The organism is Sphingomonas sp. OK281 (assembly GCF_900115295.1).
Lineage (GTDB): Bacteria > Pseudomonadota > Alphaproteobacteria > Sphingomonadales > Sphingomonadaceae > Sphingomonas.
Genome location: NZ_FOVZ01000001.1, coordinates 1,380,959 through 1,397,019, shown reverse-complemented (window position 1 = coordinate 1,397,019; position 16,061 = coordinate 1,380,959). Strand labels below are relative to the sequence as shown.

12 protein-coding genes are annotated in these 16,061 nt (G+C 65.3%); 7 read left to right on the top strand and 5 right to left on the bottom strand.

Features of this window, described 5'->3' with window-relative positions:
• Positions 1-68: 68 nt before the first annotated feature.
• The 4 genes from BM244_RS06105 to BM244_RS06090 all read right to left on the bottom strand — a co-directional run bounded on the left by BM244_RS06105 (position 69) and on the right by BM244_RS06090 (position 5,216).
• On the bottom strand, positions 69-1,394 hold the full coding sequence (locus BM244_RS06105; RefSeq protein WP_093397978.1) for an MFS transporter: 1,326 nt from the start codon (positions 1,392-1,394) through the stop codon (positions 69-71).
• A gap of 24 nt (positions 1,395-1,418) precedes the next feature.
• Entirely contained in the window at positions 1,419-2,216 is a 798-nt protein-coding gene (locus BM244_RS06100; protein ID WP_093397977.1) for a 2-keto-4-pentenoate hydratase, read from the bottom strand.
• A 73-nt stretch (positions 2,217-2,289) separates the two neighbouring features.
• Positions 2,290-3,729, bottom strand: coding sequence for a mannitol dehydrogenase family protein (locus BM244_RS06095; RefSeq protein WP_093397976.1), 1,440 nt, complete (start codon positions 3,727-3,729; stop codon positions 2,290-2,292).
• Positions 3,726-5,216 carry a UxaA family hydrolase gene (locus tag BM244_RS06090; protein ID WP_093397975.1) on the bottom strand — a complete coding sequence of 497 codons (1,491 nt, stop codon included), beginning with the start codon at positions 5,214-5,216 and terminating at the stop codon, positions 3,726-3,728. Before BM244_RS06090 ends, BM244_RS06095 begins: the two co-directional genes overlap by 4 nt.
• Positions 5,217-5,312: 96 nt before the next feature.
• Between BM244_RS06090 and BM244_RS06085 the strand changes: the two genes are divergently transcribed.
• From BM244_RS06085 to BM244_RS06060, 6 genes are all read left to right on the top strand, one after another.
• Positions 5,313-6,350, top strand: coding sequence for a LacI family DNA-binding transcriptional regulator (locus BM244_RS06085; RefSeq protein ID WP_093398170.1), 1,038 nt, complete (start codon positions 5,313-5,315; stop codon positions 6,348-6,350).
• Positions 6,351-6,440: 90 nt separating this feature from the next.
• Entirely contained in the window at positions 6,441-7,883 is a 1,443-nt protein-coding gene (gene uxaC / locus BM244_RS06080; protein ID WP_093397974.1) for a glucuronate isomerase, read from the top strand.
• A 12-nt stretch (positions 7,884-7,895) separates the two neighbouring features.
• Complete coding sequence (kduI, locus tag BM244_RS06075) at positions 7,896-8,738, top strand: 5-dehydro-4-deoxy-D-glucuronate isomerase (RefSeq protein WP_093397973.1); 843 nt, start codon at positions 7,896-7,898, stop codon at positions 8,736-8,738.
• Positions 8,739-8,854: 116 nt separating this feature from the next.
• Positions 8,855-9,610, top strand: coding sequence for a 2-dehydro-3-deoxy-D-gluconate 5-dehydrogenase KduD (gene kduD, locus BM244_RS06070; protein WP_093397972.1), 756 nt, complete (start codon positions 8,855-8,857; stop codon positions 9,608-9,610).
• 155 nt (positions 9,611-9,765) lie between these two features.
• Positions 9,766-10,773: a sugar kinase gene (locus tag BM244_RS06065; protein ID WP_093397971.1), complete on the top strand. Its 1,008-nt coding sequence runs from the start codon at positions 9,766-9,768 to the stop codon at positions 10,771-10,773.
• A complete protein-coding gene (locus BM244_RS06060) occupies positions 10,760-12,313 on the top strand; it encodes a carboxylesterase/lipase family protein (RefSeq protein WP_093397970.1) in 1,554 nt (517 codons plus the stop codon). The genes BM244_RS06065 and BM244_RS06060 overlap by 14 nt, the downstream gene beginning before the upstream one ends.
• Here the strand turns inward: BM244_RS06060 and BM244_RS06055 are convergent.
• Complete coding sequence (locus BM244_RS06055) at positions 12,310-12,735, bottom strand: cupin domain-containing protein (RefSeq protein ID WP_093397969.1); 426 nt, start codon at positions 12,733-12,735, stop codon at positions 12,310-12,312. The genes BM244_RS06060 and BM244_RS06055 overlap by 4 nt on opposite strands.
• A 262-nt stretch (positions 12,736-12,997) precedes the next feature.
• On the opposite strand from BM244_RS06055, the gene BM244_RS06050 reads away from it, so the two are divergent.
• Positions 12,998-16,000: a TonB-dependent receptor gene (locus BM244_RS06050; protein ID WP_254784288.1), complete on the top strand. Its 3,003-nt coding sequence runs from the start codon at positions 12,998-13,000 to the stop codon at positions 15,998-16,000.
• Positions 16,001-16,061 lie beyond the last annotated feature (61 nt).

The window sequence follows — 16,061 nt, the reverse complement described above, 5'->3', positions numbered from 1 at the left end:
TGTTCTCCCGCGAAGGCGGGAGCCCAGACTGGGCTTCCGCCATCGCGGGAGAACAAGAGACGGCAGCTTCAGCCGGCGTCCACCCTCGCCAGTCTCGGCGAGAGCAGATGCACGACGGCGATCGCGATCAGGTACGTGCTGCCGGCGACCGCGAAGATCAGCGTGTAACTCCCCGTGGTCTGCAGGATGTAGCCGGTGAACTTGGCCATCATCATGCCGCCGATCGCGCCGACCGTGCCGCCGATCCCGACCACCGACCCGACCGCGCCGCGCGGGAACATGTCCGACGGGATCGTGTAGAGGTTCGCGGAGAACGCCTGGTGCGCCGCCGTAGCCAGCCCGACGATCCCGACCGCAAGCCAGAGATTGTCGACATATTGCGCGAAGAAGATCGGCATCACCAGGAACGCGCAGGCCAGCATCGTGACCTTCCGCGCGAAATTGGCGGAATGGCCGCGCTTCATCAGTCTCGACGACGACCAGCCGCCTGCGACGCTACCAAGATCGGATAGCAGGTAGATCGCGACCAGCGGCGGCCCGAAGCTCTTGAGATCGAGATGATAGGTCTTCGCCAGGAAATCGGGCGTCCAGAACAGGAACAGCCACCAGATCGGATCGATCAGAAACTTGCCCAGCGCATAAGCCCAGGTCTCGCGGTAGCCGAGCAGCTTGAGCCAGCCGATCTTCTTCGCAGGATCCGCGGGATCGCTCTCGATATGCGCGAGTTCGGCGGGGGACAGCTTCGCCACCTCGCGTGGACGGCGATAGATCGCGATCCAGGCGACCAGCCAGATCAGGCTGATCGCGCCCGTGATGATGAATGCCATTCGCCAGCCGAACGCGATCGTGATGATCGGCACGATCAACGGCGTGACGACTGCGCCGATGTTCGCACCCGCGTTGAACACGCCGGTCGCGAACGCGCGCTCCTTGGCCGGAAACCACTCCGAGACAGCCTTGATGCCGGCAGGAAAATTACCCGCCTCGCCAAGGCCGAGTACGACGCGCGCGGCGGAAAACTGGAACGCGTTGCCGGCGAACCCGCACAGCGTATGGCCCAGCGTCCAGATCACGAACGCAACCGAATAGCCGATCCGCGCACCGAGCACGTCGACGATCCTGCCGAAGCTCAGATAGCCGATCGCATAGGCCGCCTGGAACCAGAAGATGACATCGGCATAGGTCGTCTCGTTCCAGCCGAGTTCGGCGGAGATGGTCGGTTTCAGCACGCCGATCATCTGGCGGTCGACATAGTTGATCGCGGTCGCGGCAAACAACAGGCTGCAGATCAGCCAGCGATAGCGACCGATGGCGCCGCCTGCGCCGGCGCTGTTTGGCTCAGCCCCGGCGCCTATCCCGGCTGCGCCCACCTCCGGCATGTTGATGCTCGCCATTGGCCTCTCTCCTAAAAGCAGCCTCTAGCGGGCCTTGATGGTGCAGTGGACGGCGAACCGTCCGTCGAAACGCGCCTCGATCCGGTCGCCGATCGCAACCGGATGGACGCCGGTGACCGCGCCCGTCGAAACCCATTGTCCCGGCGACAATGCGATCCCGCGTGCAGCCATGTGCTCGAGCAGATAACGGACTGCGCCAAACGGTCCGTCGAGCATCGTCGCGCTTGTTGCGGCGCCGATCAAGGCGTCGTTGATCCAAAGTTCGACCGGCCAGTCGTTGATGTCGCCGTCGCGCCACCCGTCGGCATCGGCACCCACGACTAGCCCATTGTTGTTGCCGAAATCGGACACCGTGACGGTTGGCCCGAGGGCGTTGATCCCGGGGAAGGGCGAACTCGCGATCTCGATCCCGACATGCACCGCGTCGATCATCGCTCGGGCTTCGTCGATCGTATAGGTCGACTTGACGGGGTCGGGCGCGGTGCCAATCCTGAGCAGGAATTCGGCCTCCGCGGCGGCAAATCCCTGCGCGAACACAGGCATGACAACGGGATCTGCGCTGGCTGTGACGACCTGATCGGCAAAGATCGGTCCCGTCAGTCGATCGATACCGTCGAGTGGCGGATTAATCCGGCCGACCTTCCAGCCGGCAACGACGCCGTCCGCGAGCAGCAGTGCCGCATCCTGCACGGCATAGCCCTGGCCGAGCGTAACCGGCACGTCGCCGGGAAATTCAGGAACGGCGTTACCATCCCGGCGCGCCTCCACGAAGGTTCTGGCGATCCGTGTCGTGTTGTCGGTCGTGTTCGGCTGTGCCGCCAAGAACCCCTCCTATGATGTCATTCTATTTTGCCGAAGCGTATGGGAAACCGGTGTCATTGACAAGCGTACATACTCATCCGGCGAATAACGACGTCCAGTTTTCGTCATGGGCGTCGGTCGCGGCGCGTCCGAGCGCGAGTATTAGGGCAGCGTCCTCAAGCACTTCGCGAGGAATGCCGAGGCCTTCGCCGGCCAAGCGCGTGACTATGTCCGCCGGGCTACCCTCGGATGCGAGTATCGCCAGCCTGTCGCCGGCGGGATCGACGATCGGCTGTCCATTGCGTGATCGGCGGATCAGGAACGCGGTCCACGCGCCGAATGCTGCGACCGCATGCTGCGGCATCCGTCCTGCGCGTCGGTTGGCGATCAGCGTGTCGCCAAGCCGATAGGGCAGTTTCTGCGAACCGTCCTGCGCGATCTGGTCGAGCCGGTGGACGATCACCGGGTTGCGGAAGCGTTGCAGGACGGCGGCACGATAGTCCTGGATGTCGAGCCCGTGGACGGGGGGCAGCATCGGAATGATGTCGCGCGCGATCATCGCGTCGACGAACGTGGCGAGTTGAGGGTCGCGCATCGCCTCGGCGACGCTGGTCGATCCGCGCAACACGCCGGCATAGGCGAGCGTGGAATGCGCACCGTTGAGGATCCGCAGCTTGGCCTTTTCATAGCCACCGACGTCGGTGGTGACCGTCGCGCCGACACTGGCCAGGTCGGGGCCGAGCGGACGTCCGATGTCCTCGATGACCCATTGCTTGAACGACTCCCGCTGAACCGCGGCACGATCCTCGATCCCGAGCGTGGCGGCCACATCGGCATAGAGCGCGGCGTCGCTCGCCGGCGTGATCGAATCGACCATCGTCGACGGGACGCGGACTTCGCCTGCGATCCAGTCCGCCAGCGGTGCGTCGGTACGGCCGGCGAACGCGACCAGTGCGGCGTGGAGCTTGGCGCCGTTGCTCGCCAGATTATCGCACGGCATCGGTACGAACGGGGCTATACCGGCGGTACGGCGTGCGGCCAGGCCGGCGACCAACCAGCCGACGACGCTACGCGGAACCATCGTTCCGGCGAGATCGTGGACGATATCGGGATGCGCCATGTCGAGTGTGCCATCGGCCGCGAGACAATAGCCCTTTTCGGTCACGGTCGTCGACACCAGTGCGACGGCCGGGTCGGCAAGCAGCGCGCGGGTCTCCGCGGCGTCCTCAGGCCCCAGGAAGCGGCGGTGCGCCCCGATCACGCGCATCGACGAACCGGCGTCACGGATCGCCAGCGTATAGAGCCCGTCCTGTTCGGCCAGCGCGTCGATCGTGCCTCGCGTCCGCATCGAAACCGCTGCGATTCCCCAGCGAGGATCGTGCGCGAGGACGTCGTCGATATAGGCTGCCTGGTGCGCGCGGTGGAACGCGCCGGGGCCGAAATGGACGATGCCGACGTCGCCCGCCGGGCCCCTTTTAGGTCTTTGAACAAATGCGGGCACGGCAGAGAGGCTGGCAAGAGACAGTCGGTTCATAGCGTTACGCCTCGTTTCCAGATCGCGATTTCGCGTTCGCCGTTGCGCTCCGCCGCGGTTTCGGCGCCCGAGGCGACCTGCATGATCCGCGCGAGCAATGCCTCTTCGGTGGCCGGGAAACCGTCTTCCAGCACTGCGCCGGCATCGAAATCGATCCAGCCGGGCTTGCGCGTGGCGAGGTCGGTATTGGACGCTATCTTGATCGTCGGCACGGGGAAGCCGAGCGGCGTCCCGCGGCCGGTCGTGAACAGGATTGCGGTCGCCCCGGCCGCCGCCAGCGCGGTCGAGGAGACCGCGTCGTTACCCGGCGCCTCCAGCAGCGTGAGGCCGTCGATCCGGATCCTCGCGCCATAGTCGATCACGTCGGCAACCGCGGCGCGACCCGCCTTCTGGACGGCGCCGAGCGACTTTTCCTCGAGCGTGGTGATACCGCCGACGACGTTGCCGGGGGACGGGTTCTCGGACACCGTCTCACCGTGATCTAGGAAGTAGCGTTTGAAATCGTTCACGACTTCGACGATCCGTTCGAACACGGGCTCGCTCGCCGCGCGGTTCATCAGCATCTGTTCGGCGCCGAAGATTTCGGGGATCTCGGTCACCAGGACGCGGCCACCCGCAGACGTGACGCGGTCGCTCATCCGGCCGACCAGCGGGTTGGCGGTGAGGCCGGACAGGCCGTCCGATCCGCCGCATTTGACCCCGAGCACGAGCCTGTCGAGGCCGACCGTCTGGCGCTTCGCCTTCGCCAGTCCGGCGAGTTCGGCGACCAGTGCGCAGCCTTCCGCGATCTCGTCGCCGCTGGCCTGCGTCGTCAGCGTGCGGATCATGCCATGCCGCGACGCCGGGATCGCCGCGAGCAACGCCCGAATCTGGTTCTCTTCGCAGCCAAGCCCGACGATCAGCACGCCGCCCGCATTGGGATGGCAGGCGAGGCTCGCCATGATCGTCCGCGTTCCTTCCAGATCCTGGCCGAGTTGCGAACAGCCATGCGGATGCGTGAAGGCGTGGACGCCGTCGACACTATCGCCGACCAGCGCGGCGGCCTTGGCGGCGATACGCTCCGCGGTGCGCGCGACGCAGCCGACGGTCGACAGGATCCAGATCTCGTTGCGGGTGCCGACGCTTCCGTCCGCTCGGACATAGCCGTCGAACGTCTTCGCAGATGTGCTGGGGGCAGACGCGGTATCGACCGGATCGAACCGATAGGCGAGCGTGCCTCCGAGGCCGGTCTTTAGATTGTGCGAATGGACGTGCGCGCCGGGGGCGATCGACTGGGTCGCGGTACCGATCGGGAAGCCGTATTTAACCACGGGTTCGCCCGCTGCGATCGGTGCCAGCGCGACTTTGTGACCGCGCCCGACATCGGCGCCCAGGACCAGCGTGTCGCCGTCGCTGCCCTCACCGAGCGTCACGACCTCGCCCGCCAGCGCATCGTGCAGAAGCGTCGCCACGCCGTCGCGCGGATCGACCCTCAGAGCCTTCGCCATCGCATCCTCTTATGTATCGGTAACCGGTGTCAGTATTATGCGACGGCGATGGCGTTTCTGCAAGACGGCTTGGTCAGGTCGGGCTATGTCCTTGCGATGCAAAAGACCGGTCAGCCGACGATCAACGACGTTGCCCGGATCGCCGGGGTTTCCAAGAAGACGGTGAGCCGCGTGATCAACCGATCGCCGCTGCTCAACGACGATACGCGCAAGCGCGTCGAGGACGTGATCGGCGAGTTGGGCTATATCCCCAATCCGCAGGCGCGAGCGCTGGCGCTTCGCCGCAATTTCCTGATCGGGCTGGTCCACGACAATCCCAATGCGCAGACCGTGCTGAACGTGCAGCAGGGGATGCTCGAAGCGTTGCAGGGCACCGAGTTCGAGATGGTGGTGCGCCCGCTCGATCGAGGCTCCGCGACGATGCTCGACGACCTCAGGCATTTTCTCGAGCGGCAGCGGTTGTTCGGCGTGCTGCTGATGCCACCGGTCAGCGAAAATGATTCGGTCGCCAAATTGTGCGATTCGATCGGCTGTCGCTATGTCCGGATGGGCTCGGCCGTGATCGACGATACCGACCACATGGTCGCGTCCAACGACCGCGAGGCTGTGCGAACCGCGACCGAGTACCTCATCGAGCAGGGGCATCGCCGGATCGGTCTGGTCGCGGGGCCGCACGGGTTCCGCTCGGCGCGCGAGCGGCGTCTGGGGTTCGAGGACGCCTTGGCCGCGGCGGGGATCGCCTTGCCACGCAGCATGATCGCGGACGGCAACTACACGTTCGAATCGGGGCTGGTCGCGGCGGAGCGGTTGCTCGACGTGATGCCGCGACCGACCGCGATCTTCTCGTCGAACGATGAGATGGCGGCGGGTATCATTCATGCCGCGCGACAACGTGGGCTCGACATCCCCCGCGATCTCTCCATCATCGGCTTCGACGATACGCCGATCGCCGCGCACGTCTGGCCACCACTGACCACGGTACGCTGGCCGATCGCATCGATGGCCCGCTCGGCCGCGTTGAAGTTGATCGCGGGTGTCGACGATGGCAGCGACCTGGTCGAGGAGCCGTCACTGTTCCTGTCCACCCTGATCCGGCGCGCGTCTGTCTCGCCACCGGCCGATGCAGAGGCGTAAGCCGGTCGCCGGAAATCACGGTTGCGCGATCTGCTGACACCGGTTACCAGATCGACCGAGGATCGCGCGAAGCGGCAAGGAGGATGGACGATGGCAAGGGCTCTGGAACTGCATCCGGACCGCCTTTTCCCGGCGGAACCGGCGACACGTGCGATTGCGCGGGCGCTGTACGCCGAGGTGGCGGCGTCGCCGATCGTCAGCCCACATGGGCATACCGATCCGACCTGGTTCGCGGACAACGCCAACTGGACCGACGCGACCTCGCTGCTGCTCGCGCCCGATCACTATCTCTACCGGATGCTTTATAGCCAAGGCGTCGATCTCGATGCGTTGGCGATACCGCGGCTGAGCGGCACGCCCGCGACCGACCCCCGTGCGGCGTGGAAATTGTTTGCAGAGCATTATACGCTGTTCCGCGGTACGCCGTCGCGGCTGTGGCTCGATCATGTGTTCGCCGACGTATTCGGGATCGACGTCGGGCTCGAGGCGTCGACGGCGGACCGGTATTTCGACATCATCGGCGAGAAGCTGGCGTCCGAAGCGTTCCGTCCTCGCGCACTGTTCGACCGGTTCGGGATCGAGTTCCTCGCGACCACCGAGGGCGCGCATGACGATCTTGCCGCGCATCGCCGCATCCGCCAGTCGGGCTGGAACGGGCGCGTCGTCACGACCTATCGCCCGGACGGCGTCATCGACGTCGAGCATGAGGCGTTCAAACCGGCGATGGCGCGCTTTGCCGAGTTGACCGGCGAGGACGTGTACGACTGGAAGGGCTATCTTGCCGCGCACCGCAAGCGCCGCGCTGACTTCCGTGCGGCAGGCGCGACCGCGACCGACCACGGCCATCCAACCGCCGCGACCGCCAACCTGTCGGGCGCGGAAGCGGAGGCACTGTTCGCCAAGGTGACGCGCGGTGACTGGACGCCGGTGGACGCCGAACTCTTCCGCGCGCAGATGCTGACTGAGATGGCGGCGATGTCGGTCGAGGATGGCATGGTCATGCAGATCCATCCGGGCTCGTCGCGCAACCACAACGCCGGCCTGTTCGCGAGCCATGGCCGTGACAAGGGCGCCGACATCCCGACGCGGACCGATTACGTGCATGCGCTGAAGCCGTTGCTCGATCGGTTCGGAACCAGCACGCGGCTGTCGATCATCCTCTTCACGCTCGACGAAAGTTCCTACGCGCGCGAGTTGGCGCCGCTTGCCGGGCATTATCCCTGCCTCAAGCTTGGGCCATCCTGGTGGTTCCACGACAGTCCCGAGGGGATGCGCCGGTTCCGCGAGATGACGACCGAGACCGCGGGCTTCTACAACACCGTCGGCTTCAATGACGACACACGGGCGTTCCTCTCGATCCCGGCGCGACACGACGTCGCACGGCGGATCGACTGCGGATTTCTAGCGCAACTGGTCGCGGAACATCGGCTCGCCGACTGGGAAGCCGCGGACCTCGTGCACGAACTGACCAGCGGCCTTGTCCGCCGCGCCTACCGTATCGACGAACCCCATTTCGCCGCGCAAGCGGCCTGACCGGAGCTTATTATGTACGACCGCACCTACTACGCCACGCACCCCGACATGATGGAATGCGTCTCCAACGACGAACTGCGCGACCGCTATTTGATCCAGGACCTGTTCCGCGACGGCGAGTGCGTGCTCAACTACACGCATGCCGAGCGCTTCGTGATCGGCGGCGTCGCCGTCGCGAGCGGTAGCGTCAAGCTGCCCGACCAGACCGAGCCGGCCTCGGCGGCGGGTCACCCATTCCTCGAGCGTCGCGAACTCGCGGTCGTCAACGTCGGTAAGGTAAGCGGCACGGTGACCGTCGATGGCGACACGTTCACGCTCGGCAACAAGGACTGCCTGTACGTGACGATGGGCGCGACGGACGTGCAGTTCTCCGGCGACGGCGCGCGCTTCTACTTGGCGTCGTGCCCGGCGCACAAGGCGTTCACGACGCGGGTAATCTCGGTCGGCGATGCGACCACGCTGGAGCGCGGTTCGCTGGAGGACTCGAACGAGCGGACGATCTACCAGATGGTCATTCCGGGCATCTGCGACAGCGCGCAGCTGGTGATGGGCCTGACGGTCTTGAAGCCCGGCTCGGTCTGGAACACGATGCCGCCGCACATTCACGAGCGTCGTAGCGAGATCTATTTCTACTTCGAACTCGACGACCTCGAGAAGGACCGCGTGTTCCACTACATGGGTGAAGGCGAGGCCACGCGGCACATCGTTATGGCGAACGAGGAAGCGGTGATCAGCCCGCCTTGGTCGATCCACATGGGCTCGGGCACCAAGGCTTATGCGTTCATTTGGGCGATGGCCGGCGAGAACCAGGATTATACCGACATGAACGTCCTGGATATCTGCCAGCTGGCGTAACTTCTGCTCCCCTCCCGTTAACGGGAGGGGTCGGGGGAGGGCGTGTCCACGAGCGTTGGTCCGCATTCCCCCTCCCCTAGCCCCCCCGCAGGCGGGAGGGGAATGAGAGAGACAGCATGACAAACCCCTTCGACCTGACCGGCAAGGTCGCCATCGTCACCGGCGCCAACACGGGCATCGGCCAGGCGATCGCCGTTGCACTTGCGACCGCTGGCGCCGACGTCGCCTGCGTCGGTCGCACGCCCGCCGAGGATACTGTCGCGCAGATCCGTGCGCTCGGCCGCGAGGCGGAGATCGTCTCGGCGGACCTGTCGACAATCGATCCGGTCCAGCGCGTCGTCGACGAGACGGTCGCCAAGCTCGGCGGTCTGGACATCCTGATCAACAATGCCGGCATCATCCGTCGCGCGGACGCAGTCGACTTTACCGAAGCGGACTGGGATGCGGTGATCGACACCAACCTCAAGTCGGTGTTCTTCCTCTGCCAGGCGGCAGGGCGGCACATGATCGCACAGGGCTCGGGCAAGATCGTCAACATCGCCTCGATGCTGACGTTCCAGGGCGGCATTCGCGTGCCGAGCTATACCGCGTCCAAGTCGGGCATCGGCGGGTTGACCAAGCTGCTGGCGAACGAGTGGGCGAGCAAGGGCATCAACGTCAACGCGATCGCGCCCGGCTATATCGCGACGAACAACACCGCGGCGCTACAGGCCGACGAGGTGCGCAACAAATCGATCATGGACCGCATTCCCGCGGGCGCATGGGGCGAGGCGTCCGATCTCGGCGGGGCGGCGGTGTTCCTATCGTCGGCGGCGGCGAAGTATGTCCAGGGGCATATCCTGGCGGTCGATGGCGGCTGGCTCGCGCGGTAGTTTCGCCTGCTTGTTCGTCATCCCCGCGAAGGCGGGGATCCATATTGGCGAAGGCTAGTAATCGTGTCGCTAAGCTTGCCACTATGGGTTCCCGCCTTCGCGGGAATGACGATGCGGATGTCAGCCGTAACGTACAGATTTGAACGAGGGGCGATATGAGCAAATTCCTGGCGTTCGGTGAGATCATGCTGCGGCTTTCGCCGCCGGGGCGCGAGTTGCTGTTGCAGACGCCCAAGCTCGACGTGTGGGTCGCCGGCGCGGAGGCGAACGTCGTCACCCAGCTTGCAAGGCTAGGTCACGATGTCGGCATGGCGACGATGGTGCCCGACAACGACCTAGGCCGCGCGGCAATCACGACCTTGCGAGGACATGGCGTCGACACATCGAGCATCACGTTCGGCGGCGAGCGGATGGGGCTGTACTTTGTTACCTCGGGCGCGGGTCTGCGCGCGACCGAAGTGGTCTACGATCGCGCCTGGTCCTCGTTTGCCGAGGCGCCGACGAGCGCGTGGGACTGGGACACGCTGCTGGCAGGCGTCGATCGTTTCCATCTGTCCGGCATCACCCCGGCGCTCGGGCCAGTGCCGGCGGAAAGCGCGCTCGCCGCCGTCGAAGCTGCGACCCAGCGTGGCATCCCCGTCTCGTTCGACGGCAATTGGCGTGGCAAGCTGTGGGAACGCTGGGATTCCAACCCGCGCGCAATCCTGACGGATCTTGTTGCGCATGCGGATCTGATGTTCGGCAATCACCGCGACATCGCCCTCCTGCTGGGCCGCGATTTTTCCAGCGATGCGGAGGACCGGCGGCGCGACGCGGCGGAGGCAGCATTCGAGGCGTTCCCGCGGTTGCAGACGATCGCATCGACCGCGCGGCACGTCGAGCATGTCGACCTCCACCGGTTGTCCGCACGGATCGACACGCGCGCCACGCATGTCCAGACCGAAGAGGTCGTGCTGGCCGGGATCGTCGACCGGATCGGCGGCGGCGACGCATTCGCGGCGGGCGTGCTGCACGGTTTGCGGTCTGGCGAGGATATCGCCAACGTCGCGCGGATCGGGTTGGCGCTCGCCGCCCTGAAGCACTCGCTGCCGGGCGATGCGAGCCTGTTCCGGCAGGCCGATATCGATGCGTATCTGGCGGGCGGGCTCGATGTCCGCCGCTGACGCCTGGACGCGGCGTGGTGCTCTTAGCGGCGGCGCTGCGTTGATCCTGGCGACTGGCGCGCGCGCGGAGACGCCATCGGCGGTACGTGCGCCGGCGGGCAATTTCGTCGGGACGGTCGATCGCAATGTCGTCGCGTTCAAGGGCATTCGTTACGGCCGCGCCGAACGGTTCCGTGCACCGACGGCTGTAGCGATGCCGGGGCAGACGCGATCGGCGCAAGCGTTCGGCCCGGTCTGTCCACAGTCCGGCCCCTATGGTCCGCAGTCCGAGGATTGCCTGTTCCTCAACGTCTGGACTGCCGACATGCGCACGAAGAAGCCGGTGATGGTCTACATCCACGGCGGCGCCTATTCGAACGGCAGCGTCACCGATCCGCAGAACGATGGGCAGGTGATGGCAGCGCGCGGCGATGTCGTGGTCGTGACGGTCAACCATCGCCTCAACGCGCTCGGCTATCTGTATCTCGCGCGGCTCGATCCACGCTTTCCCGACAGCGGCAATGCGGGACAGCTCGACCTGATCCTTGCGCTGAAATGGGTACGCGACAATATTGCGGCGTTCGGTGGCGATCCCTCCCGCGTCATGGTGTTCGGCCAGTCGGGCGGCGGCGCGAAGATCGCGACGATGATGGGCATGCCCGCCGCCGCGGGCCTGTTCCACCGCGCGGCGACGATGAGCGGGCAGCAGGTGACGGCGTCGGGACCACTCAACGCAACGTCGCGTGCGAAGGCGTACCTGGCAAAACTGGGGGTCGCCGAGACCAACCTTGGGCCTTTGCTCGCCATGCCTGTCGAAAAGCTCGTCGACGCTCTGTCGGCGACCGATCCGATCATGGGCGGTGGCGTGTATTTCGGACCGGTGCTCGACATGACCTGGCTGACCCGGCATCCGTTCTGGCCGGACGCCAACCCGCTCGGGAATCGCATCCCGATGATGCTCGGCAACACGCATGACGAAACGCGGGCGTTCATCGGGCTCGACTCGCCCAAGGTGAGGGGGCTCGACTGGAGCAACCTTGCGACACGGATGGCGCCCGAACTGAAGATCGATATCCTACCCGATTGGGTCGTGGCGCAATACCGTGCGCGCTATCCGGACTGGTCGCCGACAGACATATTCTACGGCGCGACGACGGCAGGGCGGAGCTGGCGTGGGCAGGTTATCGAGGCAGAGGCGCGCGCCGATGCAGGGGCACCGACCTGGGTATACCAGGTGGATTTCGCTTCGCGGACGGATCCGCGACGCGGCGCGTTCCACACGATGGATATCCCGCTGGTGTTCGGCACGCTGGGTGCTGCCGGCTCGCAGACCGGAACGGCGGCGGATGCGCAGGCGGCGTCCAAGGCGATGCAGGACAGTTTCGTCGCGTTCGCGATTACCGGCGATCCCGGTCATGCCGGAGCACCGAATTGGCCGCGGTACGATCGGGCAAGGCGAGCAACGATGATCTTCGACGCCCGATCCCGGATCGAGAACGATCCGCGCAGATGGGAGCGCGAACTGTTCGCGCGGGTCCCGTATATCCAGCCTGGGACCTAGCGCGGGATCGGATAGGCGATGATCAGCACGAGCGGGTCTTCGCCGGTCTGGCGGATGCCTACCGTCTCTCCGTCGAACAGATAGGCGGCGACCCCGGTGCGTACCGGCTGCGTCACCGCGCCGGACGAGACCGCGCCCGTCCCCGAAATTACGTAATACACCTCGTCGTGCGCAATGCGGTGAAGGCCGATCGCGCTGCCGGGCTGCAGGATGCGCTTGCGGAACTCCATCGTCCGGCCGGGAACGGCATCGCTGATTCGATAGGCGGTGCTGGAGCCGATCGCGCCGTGCGGGGGCGGTTCCCGGCGCATCGTATCGGCCTCGTCCACTATCACCATCGGTCGCGATGCTAGCTGCTGCGCAAAGCCCGACGCGGACAGCATGAGCAGGGCGGAAAGAGCGGTAGTTCGCAACAATTTCATCGACGCATCTCCTGCTTGATACGAGTGGGACGCGGCATGTTGACACGCCACAGATCATGCGACATTGTTCTGACACCGGTTACCTAGGCAGGCAAGGGACGGTGGGAGGACCAGCAAGGGCTGGCCTTTCGGGAGAGGATCGGGTGCCACCGTGCTAGATAACGGGTCCAACTCTCCGAAATAATCAGGTCGGAAGCGCAACGGCGAGCCGCCGATCGCGCAACCGGTGTCATCGGCGATCGCCGAACGGGGAGTGGATGCAATGGAAGTTCAAGCAACGGTTGCGATTCGACGGATGCGCTGGCTCGGCGGCGTGTCCGCAGGCAGTCTGGTTCTCGCGCTGGTCCTGCCGTCGATCGCGTCGGCGCAGGCTGCGCAAATCCCTAACAGCGTAACGCCGGGAACGCCGGCCCAGGTCGATCCATCACCAGCGCAGACCGCGGTCGTCCCGCAGGGAACCGCGTCCGATCCGGCCGCCACCACAGCGCCGCAGACCGCGCCTGATGCCGTGCAGCCGGAAGGTGAAACCGCCGAGATCATCGTCACGGGGTTCCGCAAGTCGCTTGATGCCGCGCTCAACGTGAAGCGCCAGTCGGTCGCCGCGGTCGATGCGATCGTCGCCGAGGACATCGCCAAGTTCCCCGATCAGAACCTCGCCGAATCACTGCAGCGTATCCCAGGCATCTCGATCCAGCGCGACGCCGGCGAAGGCCGTGCGATCACTGTGCGTGGCCTTGGTGCGCAGTTCACGCGCGTCCGCGTCAACGGCATGGAGACGGTCGCCACCTCGACCGACGGCGCCAGTTCGAACCGCGATCGTGCGTTCGATTTCAACGTGTTTGCTTCCGAGCTGTTCAACTCGATCGTCGTCCACAAGACGGCCGAGGCGTCGCTCGACGAAGGCTCCCTCGGGGCCGTCGTCGATCTGAACACGGGCAATCCGCTCGGCGGCAAGATCGGCTTCACCGCAGTCGGGTCGGCGCAGGCCAGTTACAATGACCTGAGCAAGAACACTGGGCCGCGTCTTGCCGGGCTGCTGTCGTGGAAGTCCGCGGACGGCAGCTTTGGCGTCGCCGCGTCGGCTGCCTATTCGAAGACGAACAACTTCGAACTCGGCAACAACACGGTTCGTTGGGCGCAGGCGCCGTTCGACTCGGTCGATGGCACCCGTTGCTACACCACGCAGAACCGAGGCGGAGTTTACGTGCCTAGCGCCGCGTGCACCACGGCCGCGCTAGCCTTCCACCCGCGCATCCCGCGCTACGGCTCGGTCCGGCACGAGCGCGAACGGCTGGGTATCACCGGCAGCGTGCAATGGTCGCCGAGCGAGGCGACCAAGATCTCGATCGACGGGCTGTATTCGCGGTTCAAGGAAACCCGCGAAGAGAAATGGGGCGAAGTCCTGCTGCGCTCCAATGAGCGGTCGATCGACATCAGCAACTACACGATCGATGCGAACAACAACTTGGTCAAGGCGACGCTCAACGACGCCTGGGTGCGCACCGAGCATTATCTGCGCAAGTCGCAGACCGAATTCTATCAGCTCGGCGGCAGCTGGGATCAGGACGTCACCGACAAGCTGCGCTTCACGCTGATGGGTGGTATCTCGAAGTCGGACGCGACGATCCCGGTCGAGACGACCTTCGTGTTCGACGATCGCGATGCGCAGGGGTATAGCTACGACTATACCGACATGAAGAGCCCGAAGCTGACCTTCGGCACCAGCGTCACCGATCCGGCGAACTTCCAGCTGGCGGAAATCCGCGATCGCCCGTCGGAAACGGTCAACAAGTTCCGCACCGCGCAGTTGCGGACCGAGTGGGACGTCGCGGAAGGCTTCCAGATCAAGGCGGGCGGACTGTACCGCAAGTTCACCTTCGACACGCAGGGCTTTTCACGCGACGCGGTCGTCTGCCCCAACGCCGGCGGCAAGGATGTCGTGCTGGGAACGCTCACCTGTTCGCCGAACACGCTGTTCGGGTCGACCGCGGTATACGGATTCCCGGCCGGCAGCCTCGGCGAGATCTTCAATCTCGGCAAGGCCGGCCAGCCGTCGGGGACGACGACCAGCTTCCTCATCCCGAACATCGATGCGTCGGCGGCCTATACCGGGCTGTATAACCGTCCGGCGACCGTACTGGTCGGCGATACCCGCAGCGTCTCAGAGCAGGTGACGGGCGGGTACACCGAGTTCGACGTGAAGGGCGACATCCTCGGCCTGCGCTACGCCGCCAATGCCGGCATTCGCTACGTCCACACCAAGCAGCGCTCGACCGGTCTGTCCTCCGCAGTCGTCGGCGGCGTCACCGTCAACACCCCGGCCACGGTCGGCCGCAGCTACGACGACTGGTTGCCCGCGATCAACGTCGCGCTGTTCCCGGCGGAAGACGTCATCATCCGCGGTGCGATCGCCAAGGTGCTGACCCGGCCAAGCCTCGGCAGCCTCACGCCGGGCGGTTCGGTCGACGGCTTCAACTACCGCGTGACCTTCGGCAACCCGCAGCTCGATCCGTTCCGCGCGACCGCATTCGACATCTCGGCGGAATGGTATTTCGCACCGCAGTCGATCTTCTCGGTCGCGCTGTTCAAGAAGAACGTCGAGAGCTTCCCGGTCTCGGCGACGCGCAGCGGGACGTTCGCATCGACCGGCCTGCCGCTGTCGGTCATCCCGGCAAGCTCGCCCGCCGCCGGTGCGCCGGAAGGCCAGTTGTGGCAGATCACCTCGCCGATCAACGGAACGGGTGCCTCGCTCAAGGGCGCCGAAATCTCGCTCCAGACGACGTTCCGCTTCCTGCCCGGCTTCCTGCGTAACTTCGGCGCACTGGCCAACGCGACGTTCGTAGACTCGAGTGCGGGCTATTCGCAGGGCGGTCCGGCGACCACGATCGTCACGCCAGCGGGTACGCTCGGCGCGTTGCCGAACACGACCCGCTCGGCGACACTCTACGGCCTGTCGAAGCGCGCCTATAACGGCACGCTGTATTACGAGGATGCGAAGTTCAGCGCACGCGGATCGATCAGCTATCGCAGCCCCTATATCGACGGCGCATCCGCGACCGGCAATTTGTTTGAGGGCTATGGCGCGACGACCAACGTCGATGCGTCGATGCGCTACAAGCTGACGCCGGCGCTCGAGGTCTCGCTCGAGGGGACCAACCTGACCGACAATTATCGCACCCGCTACACCGATCTCGATGCGAACCGGAACTACGAGAATAATCACTTCGGCCGCACCTTCCTCGTGGGTGCGCGCTTCAAGATGTAGGCTTCACCGCCACAGTCTCTCCTCTCCTCGGGCGCATTCTTCGCGGAGTGCGCCCATTTTT

What these genes read in the sequence shown, in the direction of transcription:
- BM244_RS06050 (WP_254784288.1), top strand. Translation starts at nt 12,998, where the DNA reads ATGGAAGTTCAAGCAACGGTTGCGATTCGACGGATGCGCTGGCTCGGC.
- kduD (WP_093397972.1), top strand. Translation starts at nt 8,855, where the DNA reads ATGACAAACCCCTTCGACCTGACCGGCAAGGTCGCCATCGTCACCGGC.
- BM244_RS06090 (WP_093397975.1), bottom strand. Translation starts at nt 5,216, where the DNA reads ATGGCGAAGGCTCTGAGGGTCGATCCGCGCGACGGCGTGGCGACGCTT.
- BM244_RS06060 (WP_093397970.1), top strand. Translation starts at nt 10,760, where the DNA reads ATGTCCGCCGCTGACGCCTGGACGCGGCGTGGTGCTCTTAGCGGCGGC.
- kduI (WP_093397973.1), top strand. Translation starts at nt 7,896, where the DNA reads ATGTACGACCGCACCTACTACGCCACGCACCCCGACATGATGGAATGC.
- BM244_RS06105 (WP_093397978.1), bottom strand. Translation starts at nt 1,394, where the DNA reads ATGGCGAGCATCAACATGCCGGAGGTGGGCGCAGCCGGGATAGGCGCC.
- BM244_RS06055 (WP_093397969.1), bottom strand. Translation starts at nt 12,735, where the DNA reads ATGAAATTGTTGCGAACTACCGCTCTTTCCGCCCTGCTCATGCTGTCC.
- uxaC (WP_093397974.1), top strand. Translation starts at nt 6,441, where the DNA reads ATGGCAAGGGCTCTGGAACTGCATCCGGACCGCCTTTTCCCGGCGGAA.
- BM244_RS06095 (WP_093397976.1), bottom strand. Translation starts at nt 3,729, where the DNA reads ATGAACCGACTGTCTCTTGCCAGCCTCTCTGCCGTGCCCGCATTTGTT.
- BM244_RS06085 (WP_093398170.1), top strand. Translation starts at nt 5,313, where the DNA reads ATGCAAAAGACCGGTCAGCCGACGATCAACGACGTTGCCCGGATCGCC.
- BM244_RS06065 (WP_093397971.1), top strand. Translation starts at nt 9,766, where the DNA reads ATGAGCAAATTCCTGGCGTTCGGTGAGATCATGCTGCGGCTTTCGCCG.